The sequence below is a fragment of the Streptomyces sp. NPDC058662 genome, assembly GCF_042716255.1.
Classification (GTDB): domain Bacteria; phylum Actinomycetota; class Actinomycetes; order Streptomycetales; family Streptomycetaceae; genus Streptomyces.
In genome coordinates this window covers 77462-89104 of sequence record NZ_JBHXRU010000015.1, presented here as the reverse complement: position 1 = coordinate 89104, position 11643 = coordinate 77462, and the positions used below count along the sequence as shown (strand labels likewise).

Below are 11643 nucleotides of genomic sequence, written 5' to 3'. Positions count from 1 at the left end.
CCGGTCAGACGCCCGAGGAGACGGTTTCGGCCATCCTCGACGGTTTGCGCGGCGGTGACGGCCCGCCACCTGCCCGCCGCGAACCGGCGCGCCGGGGAACGGGGCCGCCCGGGCGGTCCCGAGCAGCTGCGGCTCCAGTGGCTGAGCGCCCTGGAGGTACGCGGGGTACGGCCCTTCCTGGCCCAGCAGCGCGCGGTCGCCGCGGCGGCCCGCGGCCGGCGCCTCGCGCCCCGGACCGCCCCCGCGCTGCGCGGGGCCGACCGCAGCGCGGAGGCCCGGCGGCGCAGCGTGCTGGAGCAGTCCTTCGGGCAGCTCCCCGACCCCGGGGAGGCGTTCACCGGCCGGCGGCCCGAGCTCGCCCGGATCGCCCAGTGGGTACAGGCGGCGCGCGCCGGTACGGAGACCCGCCCGGTGGTCGTGGTCCTGCACGGCGAGCCGGGGGTGGGCCGTACGGCTCTGGCCCTGCGCGCGGCGCACGCGCTGCGGGACCAGTTCCGGGGCGCGTGCCTGGTGGACCTGCGCGGCGGGTCCCCCGGCGGGGAGGCGCCGCTGTCGACCCGCGAGGCGCTGCTGCACCTGCTGAACCGGTTGGGCGCGCCCCGCGAGCAGCTGCTGTTCCGCGAGGGCGCCTCGGCGGAGCAGCAGGTGCGGCGTCTGGGCGAGCTGTACCACCAGCACCTGCGGGGACTGCCGGTGGCGGTGGTGCTGGACGACGCGGTGGACGCGGCGCAGATCCGGGCGCTGGTGCCGGAGCGTTCCGAGAGCCTGGTGCTGGTGACGGCGCGGGAGCCGCTGGACCTGCCGTCGGACCTGGCGGCGCGGGTGCACCTGCTGCCGGTGGGACCGATGGCCGCGGCGGAGGCCGAGGATGTGGTCCGCGCCGCCGCGCCGCGCTCCCGGGAGGGTCGCGGTCCGCTTGCGGGGCCCGGCCCGGCGGCGGTCGAGGCCGCGCCGGCCGCCGTGGTGGAGGTCGGCGGCGGTCTGCCGCTCGCGCTGCGGATGCTGGCCGCGCCGGGCCGCGCCGGCCGGCTCCCGGCCCCGGACGGGGGGCACGCCGTGGAGCGCGCGCTGTGCGCCGCCGACGCCCTGCTGGCGCAGCCGGCCCGGCTGCTGCTGCGGCGGCTGCCCCTGGCCGGGCGGGCCTCCCTGGGCGGCGCGGCCGCCGCCGCGCTGGCCGGGGTGCCGGAGGAGGCCGCCCTGCGGACGCTGGAGGAGCTCTGGGAGGCCGGGCTGATCGAGCGCGTGCGGGGGCAGCGGTTCCGGATGCACGACTCCGTCCGCGCGTACGCGGCCCAGCGGCTGGCGGCGGACGAGGACCCGGAGCAGGTGTCGGCCGCGCACGAGCGGCTGATCCGCACGTACGCGCAGCTCGCCGGCTCGGTGATCCGCATGGTCGACGGGAAGATGTCGACCCGGGCCGACCACTTCGACGGCCACGGCTTCGGCTCGCTGGACGCGGCGCTGCGCTGGCTGGAGGACGAGTCCAGCTTCATCACCGCGGCCCTGCGCCATGCGGAGGGCGTGGACCAGCAGGCGGTTCTGGACCTGCTGGGGGCGCTCTGCGACTTCTGCCTGCTGCGCGGGGACCTGTACCGGCTGGGTGAGATCGACGAGCTGACGCGGGCGGTCGGGGCGGGACGCGCGGGGCAGCAGGAGCACCTGGCGCGTTCGGTGCGGTGGCGCACGGGTATCGCGGCGCGCCATCTGGGCGAGCTGGACAAGGCCCGCACCACGCTGACGTCGGTGGTGGACCAGTATCTGGAGGCCCGTCAGGAGGCGGGCGCGGCGATGGCCCTCGTCTCCCTCGGCATCACCCTGCACCACCAGGGGAACCTCCCCGAGGCCGCGGCCCGGATCCGGGAGGCGCTGGTCCTGCAGGAGCCGCCGGAGCTGGCGGGGGACCGGGCCTGGGGGCTGCACGCGCTGGCGGCGGTGGAGCGGGACCGCGGCCGGCTGGGGGAGGCGAGCGCCCTGCTGGTGCGGTCGCTGGCGCTGCACCGGGAGAGCGAGAGCGTGCACGGGGAGGCGTGGGCGCATTTCCAGCTCGGCCAGGTGCACCTGCGGTACGGCGACGTGCCCCGGGCGGAGGAGGAGCTGCGGCTGGCCCTGGACCGGTACGGGCGCACCCGCGACGACCGCGGCCAGGCCTGGGCCCTGACCCAGCTGGGCCGGGCCCGGGTGGTGGACGGCGATCCGGGGACCGCGGTGGAGCGGCTGCGCGCGGCGCTGGCCCGGCACCGGGAGGCGGAGGACGTGCGCGGTGAGGCCTGGACGCTGTACTACCTCGGGCAGGCCCTGGAGGGGTGCGGCGAGCGGGACCTGGCGGTCCGGGAGCTGGAGCGGGCCCGGACGATGTTCTCCCGGATGCGGGACGTGTACGGGCTGGCGCACGCCCGCCACCACTCCGGGCGGGTCACGCGGGACCAGCGGGCGGCCCGGACGGGCAACCTGCGCAACTCGGGTTTCGCCCGCCAGCTGCTGACGGACGCCCGCGCGGACTTCCGGCGCATCGGCCTGGCGCACGGCGAGGGGTGGACCTGTCTGGAGCTGGCCGTGGTCGACGCGGGCAACGGCCGGCTCGCGCAGGCGCTGGGCCTGTGCGACGAGGCCGTCGCGCTGTTCGTCTCGTACGGGGACCGGCGCGGGGAGGACTGGGCCCGCTTCCTGCGGTGCACGCTGCTGCCGTACGCCGGCCGGGGTCCGGGCGCACCGGACGAGGCGCGGGCGGAGCTCGACCGGCTCGCCGCGGCCCCGCACCCGGCCCGGGACGGGCGGCTGGAGGACTGCCTGGAGGCGTACGGGGTCGTTCTGGGCCGGGGGGTGGACCCGGCGGAGGGCTGGCAGGCCTGGCGCCTCGGCCTCGTCCCGGACCTGCGCGCGCGGGAGGTCATGGGCGTCGCGCCGGCGGCCTGACCAGCCGCGGCCGCCGCCCCCGCCAGGTGCGCGGCCGGGGGCCGGCCGCGCCCGAGCGGAAGGCCTCAGCCGGTCCGCTCAGGGGCGGCGGGGGCGGCCGGAGCGCCCGGGGCGGCGGGCTCCGGGGCCTCCTGGAAGTCCACCCGGCCCATGTGGCGGCTCATCGACTTCATCAGGAACCACACCCCGAGGGCGAGGGCCGCGAAGACGAGGAACCCCAGGATGCCGGGGGTCACCTTGTTCTTGTCGAAGGAGTCCCCGGCCAGCGGGAGGAGCTCGATCAGTGCTGCCTGCGTAGCGCTCATAGCTACGCATTCTCCCGGATGCCCGCGAAGAGGTCGGACTCGGGGAGGGAGGTGGCGACGAGCGACTTCGCCAGCTCGTACTCCTCCGTCGGCCAGACCTCCTTCTGGATCTCCATCGGGACGCGGAACCAGCCGCCGTCCGGGTCGATCTGCGTGCGGTGCGCGATCAGCGCCTTGTCACGGATCTCGAAGAACTCCGCGCACGGGACGTGCGTGGTCAGCGTGCGCTCCGTGCGCTCGAACTCCTTCCACCGCTCCAGCCACTCCCCGTACGGCGACTCCAGGCCGCGGGCGAGCAGCGCCTCGTGCAGCGCGATGGTGCGCGGCTTGTTGAAGCCCTGGTTGTAGTAGAGCTTCTGCGGCTGGTACGCCGGGCCGAACTCGGCCTCGGGGTACTTCTCGGTGTCCGCCGCGCCGTCGAAGGCCACCATCGTGATCTTGTGGGTCATGATGTGGTCGGGGTGCGGGTAGCCGCCGTTCTCGTCGTACGTGGTGACGACCTGCGGGCGGAAGGCGCGGATCTTCTTCACCAGGCGGCCGGCCGCCCGGTCCACGTCCTCCAGCGCGAAGCAGCCCTCGGGCAGCGGCGGCAGCGGGTCGCCCTCGGGCAGGCCGGAGTCGACATAGCCGAGCCACTCCTGCTCGACGCCGAGGATCTCGCGCGCCTCGTCCATCTCCTTGGCGCGCACCTCGTGGATGTTCTCCTCGATGTACTTGTCGCCCTGGAGCTTGGGGTTCAGGACCGAGCCGCGCTCGCCGCCGGTGCAGGTGACGACGAGTACGGGCACCCCCTCGGACACGTACTTGGCCATCGTTGCCGCGCCCTTGCTCGACTCGTCGTCGGGGTGTGCGTGTACGGCCATCAGTCGAAGCTGCTCGGTCACGACAGGATCCTCTGTGATTCGTCAGGGTGGGCGCATCTATAGTGACCGAACCGGGGGGCGGAAAATTTCCGGGGCAGGGCCGCGCCGGGCGCCGCCGGCCCGGGCCCACCGAAAGGAACGATCATGAGCGCGGTACGCCAAGGGCTTCCCGAGGGCCGCTACGGGCGGTCGGCGGACGAGCGCGCGGACCGGAAGCTCAAGGTCGTCGGGGCCGCGCTGGGCGCGGTGCTGCTGGGCGTGGTCGGCTGGATCGGCTGGGGCTACGTCGCCGGGAAGAGCGTCAGCGCCGAGGTGATCAAGTTCCAGGTGGTCTCGGACACCGAGGTGAAGGTGCACCTGGAGGTCCGCAAGGACGCCTCGGTCACCGGGGTCTGCACCCTCAGCTCCCAGGACGAGGGGCACGGGGAGGTCGGCCGCGCGGACTTCACCTTCGCCCAGCCCGACGCGCGCGTGGACGAGATCGTCTCGCTGCGGACCACGAACCGCGCCACCATGATCGAACTGCTCGGCTGCCAGCCCGCGGCCTGACCTCGGGCGGCCCGGGGGGCGGTTTGCGGGGCGGCCCGGGCGGCAATGAGGCTCTGGGGTCCTCCCCCTTTTCTTCCCGAATTGTTAGGCTCGTGGTTTCGTCCGCCGCTGGCGGCTTTGTAGTCCCCCTGTACCGACGAGGAGCACCCGTGACCCAGACGAGCGAAAGCGTCACCTGGCTGACCCAGGCGGCGTACGACCAGCTGAAGGCAGAGCTGGACTACCTCTCTGGTCCCGCACGCACGGAGATCGCCACGAAGATCGCAGCCGCCCGCGAGGAGGGCGACCTGCGCGAGAACGGCGGTTACCACGCGGCCAAGGAGGAGCAGGGCAAGCAGGAGCTCCGCGTCCGCCAGCTCACGCAGCTCCTGGAGAACGCCAAGGTCGGCACCGCGCCGGCGGCCGAGGGCGTCGTCGCCCCCGGCACCCTCGTCAAGATCGCCTTCGACGGCGACGAGGACGACACCATGGAGTTCCTGCTGGCCTCGCGCGAGTACGCGTCCTCGGACTTCGAGACGTACTCCCCGCAGTCCCCCCTGGGCACCGGCGTGATGGGCAAGGCGATCGGCGAGGACGCCGAGTACGAGCTGCCGAACGGCAAGAGGGCCTCGGTCAAGATCCTCGACGTCAAGCCCTTCACCGGCTGATCACCCCCTGATCCGAAGACGATGCCCGGCCGGTCCTCCGGCCGGGCATCGTGCGTGCCGGGCCCCTCGCGCGGCGCGGCCGGCACGCGGGTGGCGCGCGCTCGGGGCTACGGGGCCGGTGCCGGACGCTCGGGGCTACGCGGTCGCCGAGCGGTACTTGCGGACGGCGAGGGTCCGGAACAGCACGATGATCAGCACCGACCACAGCACGGACGCCAGCACCGGGTTCTGCATCGGCCAGGCGTCCGGTGCCTCGTACCCCGGTGGCAGGTTGCCGAAGAGCACGCGGGCCGCCTGCACGGTCGCGCTGAAGGGGTTCCACTCCGCGATGTGCCGCAGGAAGGTCGGCATGTTGTCGGAGGGGACGAAGGCGTTCGAGATGAACGTCAGCGGGAAGAGCCAGATCAGCCCGCCCGAGGTGGCGGCCTCCGGGGTGCGCACCGACAGGCCGATCAGCGCGCCGATCCAGGAGAACGCGTAGCCGAGCAGGAGCAGAAGGGCGAAGCCGGCGAGGACCTCGCCGGCGCTGGTGTGGGTGCGCCAGCCGACGAGCAGGGCCACGACCGCCAGGACGACCAGGGTCAGCGTGGTCTGCACCAGGTCGGCGAGGGTGCGGCCGGTCAGCACCGCGCCGCGGGCCATGGGCAGCGAGCGGAAGCGGTCGATGAGCCCCTTGTGCATGTCGTCGGCGATGCCCGCACCCGCGCCCGCGGTGGCGAAGGTGACGGTCTGGGCGAAGATGCCCGCCATCAGGAACTCGCGGTAGGCGGCGGGCGAGGTGCTGCCGTCGACACTGATCGAGCCGCCGAAGACGTAGCTGAACAGGACGACGAACATCACGGGCTGGATCACGCCGAAGATGATCATCTCGGGGATCCGGGACATCCGGATCAGATTGCGCTTGGCGATCACGAGGGAGTCGTTGACCCCCTGGGCGATCCCGCCGCGCGGGCGGGGGGCCGACAGGTCCGGGTCCGGGGAGGTGAGGGTCACTTCGCCGCCTCCTTGCGCGCCTGGCGGCCCTTGGCGCCCGCGCCGGCGTCCGGCGCCGGGTCGCCCTCCTCGGCCGAGAGTGCGGCCGCGTGCCCGGTCAGGGAGATGAACACGTCGTCGAGGGTGGGGCGGCGCAGGCCGATGTCGTCGATCTCGATACCCCGGCCGTCCAGCTCGCGGATGACCTCGGCGAGCAGCTTGGCGCCGCCCGACACGGGGACGGTGAGCTTGCGGGTGTGCTCCTCGACGGTGGCCTCGCCCTTGCCGAAGCCGGCGAGGACCTCCCGGGCGGCGGCGATGCGGTCCCGTTCGTGGACGACGACCTCCACCCGCTCGCCGCCCGTACGGGCCTTGAGCTGGTCGGAGGTGCCGCGGGCGATGACCTTGCCCTGGTCGACGACGCAGATGTCGTGGGCGAGGTGGTCGGCCTCCTCCAGGTACTGGGTGGTGAGCAGCAGGGTGGTACCGCCCGCGACGAGTTCCTGGATGATGCCCCACAGCTGCTGGCGGTTGCGGGGGTCGAGTCCGGTGGTCGGCTCGTCCATGAACATGACGGGCGGGCTGACGACGAGGGCGGCGGCGAGGTCGAGGCGCCTTCGCATGCCGCCGGAGTACGTCTTGGCCGGGCGGTCGGCGGCGTCGGAGAGGTTGAAGCGTTCGAGCAGTTCGGCGGCCCGGGCCTTCGCGGCTGGGGCCCTCATCTGGTAGAGCCGGCCGACCATCTGGAGGTTCTCGCGGCCCGTGAGGTACTCGTCGACGGCCGCGAACTGGCCGGAGAGGCCGATCGCCCGCCGCACCTCGTTGGGGTGCTTGAGGACGTCGATGCCGGCGACGACGGCCCTGCCGCTGTCGGGGCGCAGGAGGGTGGTCAGCACGCGCACGGTCGTGGTCTTGCCCGCCCCGTTGGGGCCGAGGAGGCCCAGGACAGTGCCTTCGGGGACGTCGAGGTCCACCCCGTCCAGTGCCCGTACCTCGCCGAAGGTCTTGACCAGGGCTTCGGCATAGATGGCGCCCGGCATACGGATTCCCCCCAGTGCGATCGGGCCAGCGGGATCGGTTCGGTTCTACGCAAATCCTAGGGGCGCCGGGCGGACCGCGCCCGGCTGAACGGGTGAACGGGGTGCGGGCATACGGAGCGGGCCCCGCGCGTCGGGGCCGCGGACTCAGACCCGCGGCCGGGGACTCAGACCCGCGGCCGCGGACTCTCGGCCCGGGGCCCGGGGTCGGGGACTCCCGGCCCGGGGCCCCCGCCGCCTGTTTCCGGGAGCACGGCCCCGCCGGGGCGGGGCGCCCGTCAGGTCCCCTGGGCCATGATCGTGTAGCCGGCGCCGTGCAGCGCCCGCCCGACCTCCGCGCAGTGCTCGGGGCCCTTCGTCTCCAGGTGCAGCTCCACCTCCACCTCGGTGAGCCCCAGGCGCGGGTCCGTCCTCACGTGGCTCACGTCCAGCACGTTCGCGTCCACCACCGACAGCACCCCCAGCAGCCCGGCCAGCGCCCCCGGGCGGTCGGCCACGCGCAGCCGCAGCGACAGGTACCGGCCCGCCGCCGCCATGCCGTGCCGCAGGATGCGCTGGAGCAGCAGCGGGTCGACGTTGCCGCCCGAGAGCACGGCCACCACCGGTCCGCCGCCGTACAGTTCGGGCTCGGCCAGCAGGGCCGCGACCGGGCTGCAGCCGGCCGGCTCGACCACCAGCTTGGCCCGCTCCAGGCACAGCAGCAGGGCGCTGGAGAGCGCGTCCTCGGAGACCGTGCGCACGTCGTCGACGAGCTCGCCGATGATGTGGAAGGGGACGTCGCCGGGACGGCCGACCTTGATGCCGTCCGCCATCGTGACCGGGTTCTCCAGGGAGACGGGGTGCCCGGCCCTGAGCGAGGGCGGGTACGCGGCGGCGCCCGCGGCCTGCACCCCGACGATCCGCACGTCCGGCCGCAGCGCCTTCACCGCGACCGCGACCCCGGCCGCCAGGCCGCCGCCGCCGATCCCCACGAGGATGGTCCGCACCTCGGGGCACTGCTCCAGGATCTCCAGCCCCACCGTGCCCTGGCCCGCGATGATGTCGCGGTGGTCGAAGGGGTGGATGAACACCGCCCCGGTGCGGTCCGCGTAGTCCTGGGCGGCCGCGAGGGTCTCGTCGACGACCTGCCCGTGCATGCGCACCTCGGCCCCGTACTCCTGCGTCGCCGCCACCTTCGGCAGCGGCGCCCCGACCGGCATGAACACCGTCGAGCGCACACCGAGGAGGGAGGAGGCCAGTGCCACACCCTGCGCGTGGTTGCCGGCGCTGGCCGCGACGACGCCGGCGGCCCGCTGCTCGGGGCGCAGGCCCGCGATGCGCACGTAGGCTCCGCGCAGTTTGAAGGAGCCCGTGCGCTGGAGGTTCTCGCACTTGAGGTGGACCGGGGAGCCGGTGAGGCGCGACAGGTGCCGGCTGCCCTCCATCGCCGTGACCCGGGAGACACCGGACAGCATCTTCTGGGCCCCCCGGACGTCGTCGAGGATGACCTGCGGGACGGGCTGGGGCACGCGGTAGTTCATGCCGCCAGTCTCGCAGCCCGGGGGCGGCCCGGCGCGGGGCGTCCGAGGGGCGGCGGCGGGCCCGCGGGGCCGGCGGGGAGGGCTGGGCGAGGGGCGAGATCTCGCCATCCGGGACAGCCCGAGGAGGGTCGCGGGGCGGGTCCATGGGCGGGCCGTACCAGTTCTCGTACGCGGCGTACGGGCCGCCGCACGGCCGCGTACTCTGTCCCCCATCCTTGTCGGACCACGCGAAGAGAGCCCACGGCCATGCCTTCATCCCCGGCCAATTCCGATCTGCCCGCGGTGGCCGAAGCGCCCGCCGGAGCCGGTCTCCTCGACGCGCTCCAGCACCAGGTGGCGGTCTTCGCCCGCCGCGCGGAGCAGACCCGCCTCGGCGGGGTCGGCCAGGCCCGCAACTCCATGGACCGTGCCGCGTACCTGCTGCTGAACCGGCTCGACCTGGAAGGGCCGATGGGCGTCAAGGCGCTCGCGGGCGGGATGGGCATCGACTCGTCGACGGTGACCCGCCAGGTCGCCCCGCTGGTCGACAGCGGTCTGGTCAAGCGGACTTCGCACCCCGAGGACGGCCGCGCCGTGGTCCTCGCGTTGTCCCCCCGCGGCCTGGCGCGGCTGGAGGAGGTCCGCTCCTCGCGGCGCGAGCTGATGGCCCGGGTGACGGAGGGCTGGAGCGAGGAGGAGCGGGAGGCGTTCACCACGCTGCTGACCCGCTTCAACCTGTCGCTGTCGGAGCTGATGGCCGCCGTCACGGACGCCGGTCCGGCTTCCTGACCCCGCCAACCCCGCCCCCTCCCGCACCCCGTCCGACCCCGTGCCGTCCGACCTCTTGACCGGGGCGGTCCCGCTGCCCGCACTATGTGGGGCATGCGGGCGGTTGACCACCGGGCGGGCCCCTACGCGGAGTTCGAGGCCTTCGTCGCGGGCGCGGCGGGGCGGCTCCTGCACGTCGCGGTCCTGCTGACCGGCGCGCCGGAGCCCGCCCGCCGGCTGCTGGCGGGCGCGCTGGCCCGTACGTACGCGGACTGGCGCCGCCTGCGCGCCGACGACCCGTACGGCTTCACCCGCCAGGAGCTGTGCGCCGCGTACGCCCGTACCGCCCGCCGCCGCGGCGGCGGCGGCGCCGGCCCGCTGGCCCGGCTGGGTTCGCTGGAGCGGCTGGTGGTGGTCCTGCGGATCTACGAGGGTGTGGCGGAGGAGGTCGCGGCCGCGCAGCTGGGGTTGGCGCCCGAGCGGGTCCGGGTGCTGTGCAACCGGGCGGTGGCGGCGCTGCGTTCCCCGGAGGCGGCGTGAGTGGGGTCCCGGACCGCAAGGAGGCGCAGGTCCGGCGGCTGATGGACGGCCCGTACCCGGCGGTCCCTCCCGGGCTGGCGGCGGGCGCGGCCGCACGAGGCGATCGGCTGCTGCGCCGGCGGCGGGCGCTGCGGCGGTTCGGCTGGTGCGTGCTGTTCGCGGCGGCGGCGGCCTTCACGGTGTGGGCCTCGCTGACCCGCCCGTGGGCGACTCCGCCGGCCGGTATCTCCCCGCCCCTGGAGGGCTGGTGACCCCGCCGGAGCCGGGCCGGCCGGAGCCGGGCCCGGCGGGACGCGGCGTGCGGCCCGCCTCGTTCGGATCGTGCCCGACCCGCACCGCCCGGCACGATCCGGTACGACGGGCTATCCCAGCGCGCGGGTCAGGTCCGCGAGGAGGTCGTCGATGTTCTCGATGCCGACCGACAGCCGCACGAGGTCGCCGGGGACCTCCAGCGCCGAGCCGGCCACCGAGGCGTGCGTCATCCGGCCCGGGTGCTCGATGAGGGACTCGACGCCGCCCAGGGACTCGCCCAGGGTGAAGAGCTGGGCGCGGTTGCAGACCTCGACCGCGGCCTCCTCGCCCCCGGCGACCTGGAAGGAGATCATGCCGCCGAAGGAGCGCATCTGCTTCGCCGCGACCTCGTGCCCCGGGTGGTCCGGCAGGCCCGGGTACAGCACGCGCGTGACCTTCGGGTGCCGGGTCAGCATGTCGGCGACCTTCGTGGCGTTCTCCGAGTGCCGGTCCATGCGCACGGCCAGGGTCTTGATGCCGCGGAGCACGATCCACGAGTCGAACGGCCCGGCCACGGCGCCCATCGCGTTCTGGTGGTAGGCCAGTTCCTCGCCCAGCGCCGCGTCGGCGGTGACCAGCGCGCCGCCGACCACGTCCGAGTGCCCGCCCATGTACTTGGTCAGCGAGTGCACGACCACGTCCGCGCCGAGCGCCAGCGGCTGCTGGAGGTAGGGCGAGGCGAAGGTGTTGTCGACGACGAGCTTGGCGCCGGCGGTCCGCGCGATGTCGGCGACGACGGCGATGTCCGTGATGCCGAGCAGCGGGTTGGAGGGCGTCTCGACCCAGATGACCTTCGTCCTGGGGGTCAGGGCGGCCCGTACGGACTCGGCGTCGGAGGTGTCGGCCACCGACCACTCCACGCCCCAGCGGGAGACGACCTTCGCGAAGAGGCGGAACGTGCCGCCGTAGGCGTCGTTCGGGATGACCACGTGGTCGCCCGGGGAGAGCAGCGTACGCAGCAGGCAGTCCTCGGCGGCGAGCCCGGACGCGAAGGCGAGGCCGCGCCGGCCGCCCTCCAGCGCCGCGAGGTTCTCCTCCAGGGCGGTACGGGTCGGGTTGCCGCTGCGGCTGTACTCGTAGCCGCCTCGCAGCCCTCCGACGCCGTCCTGCTTGTACGTGGAGACCTGGTAGATCGGGGGTACGACCGCGCCGGTCAGGGGGTCCGCCGTGTTGCCCGCGTGGATCGCGCGGGTTTCGAAGCTCTGGTGCTCGTGGCTGTCGTCGCTCATGGGCAGAGCCTAATCCCCACCTCGGGTTCG

Annotated in this window: 12 protein-coding genes; 6 read left to right on the top strand and 6 right to left on the bottom strand. The window is 74.4% G+C overall.

What is annotated here, in order from left to right:
- Positions 1-54 precede the first annotated feature (54 nt).
- Positions 55-2913, top strand: a complete 2859-nt coding sequence (locus ACFWUQ_RS08800; RefSeq protein ID WP_384534816.1) for a tetratricopeptide repeat protein — start codon at positions 55-57, stop codon at positions 2911-2913.
- 65 nt (positions 2914-2978) lie between these two features.
- Here the strand turns inward: ACFWUQ_RS08800 and ACFWUQ_RS08795 are convergent, their stop codons facing one another.
- A complete protein-coding gene (locus ACFWUQ_RS08795; RefSeq protein ID WP_384534813.1) occupies positions 2979-3218 on the bottom strand; it encodes a hypothetical protein in 240 nt (79 codons plus the stop codon).
- Positions 3219-3220: 2 nt separating this feature from the next.
- Positions 3221-4102, bottom strand: a complete 882-nt coding sequence (gene mca / locus ACFWUQ_RS08790; protein WP_384534811.1) for a mycothiol conjugate amidase Mca — start codon at positions 4100-4102, stop codon at positions 3221-3223.
- Positions 4103-4225: 123 nt separating this feature from the next.
- Here mca and ACFWUQ_RS08785 point away from each other — a divergent pair, with 123 nt between their 5' ends.
- Positions 4226-4630, top strand: a complete 405-nt coding sequence (locus tag ACFWUQ_RS08785) for a DUF4307 domain-containing protein (protein WP_384534810.1) — start codon at positions 4226-4228, stop codon at positions 4628-4630.
- A gap of 149 nt (positions 4631-4779) precedes the next feature.
- Positions 4780-5277 (top strand): transcription elongation factor GreA, encoded by a 498-nt coding sequence (greA, locus tag ACFWUQ_RS08780; protein WP_384534807.1) that lies wholly within the window; start codon positions 4780-4782, stop codon positions 5275-5277.
- A gap of 135 nt (positions 5278-5412) precedes the next feature.
- On the opposite strand, the gene ACFWUQ_RS08775 is transcribed toward greA, so the two are convergent.
- From ACFWUQ_RS08775 to ilvA, 3 genes are all read right to left on the bottom strand, one after another.
- Positions 5413-6270 carry an ABC transporter permease gene (locus ACFWUQ_RS08775; protein ID WP_384534804.1) on the bottom strand — a complete coding sequence of 286 codons (858 nt, stop codon included), beginning with the start codon at positions 6268-6270 and terminating at the stop codon, positions 5413-5415.
- The gene (locus ACFWUQ_RS08770) at positions 6267-7289 is read right to left on the bottom strand and encodes an ATP-binding cassette domain-containing protein (protein ID WP_384534802.1); all 1023 of its coding nucleotides are present in this window, start codon (positions 7287-7289) and stop codon (positions 6267-6269) included. The genes ACFWUQ_RS08775 and ACFWUQ_RS08770 overlap by 4 nt, the downstream gene beginning before the upstream one ends.
- Before the next feature lie 275 nt (positions 7290-7564).
- Positions 7565-8806 (bottom strand): threonine ammonia-lyase, encoded by a 1242-nt coding sequence (gene ilvA, locus ACFWUQ_RS08765; RefSeq protein WP_384534799.1) that lies wholly within the window; start codon positions 8804-8806, stop codon positions 7565-7567.
- Between the two features lie 246 nt (positions 8807-9052).
- On the opposite strand from ilvA, the gene ACFWUQ_RS08760 reads away from it, so the two are divergent.
- From ACFWUQ_RS08760 to ACFWUQ_RS08750, 3 genes are all read left to right on the top strand, one after another.
- Positions 9053-9574, top strand: a complete 522-nt coding sequence (locus ACFWUQ_RS08760) for a MarR family winged helix-turn-helix transcriptional regulator (protein WP_384534796.1) — start codon at positions 9053-9055, stop codon at positions 9572-9574.
- A 93-nt stretch (positions 9575-9667) separates the two neighbouring features.
- The gene (locus ACFWUQ_RS08755; RefSeq protein WP_384534793.1) at positions 9668-10093 is read left to right on the top strand and encodes an RNA polymerase; all 426 of its coding nucleotides are present in this window, start codon (positions 9668-9670) and stop codon (positions 10091-10093) included.
- Entirely contained in the window at positions 10090-10344 is a 255-nt protein-coding gene (locus tag ACFWUQ_RS08750; protein WP_384534790.1) for a hypothetical protein, read from the top strand. The genes ACFWUQ_RS08755 and ACFWUQ_RS08750 overlap by 4 nt, the downstream gene beginning before the upstream one ends.
- Before the next feature lie 111 nt (positions 10345-10455).
- Here the strand turns inward: ACFWUQ_RS08750 and ACFWUQ_RS08745 are convergent, their stop codons facing one another.
- Positions 10456-11613, bottom strand: a complete 1158-nt coding sequence (locus ACFWUQ_RS08745; RefSeq protein ID WP_384534787.1) for a cystathionine gamma-synthase — start codon at positions 11611-11613, stop codon at positions 10456-10458.
- Between the last annotated feature and the right edge of the window lie 30 nt (positions 11614-11643).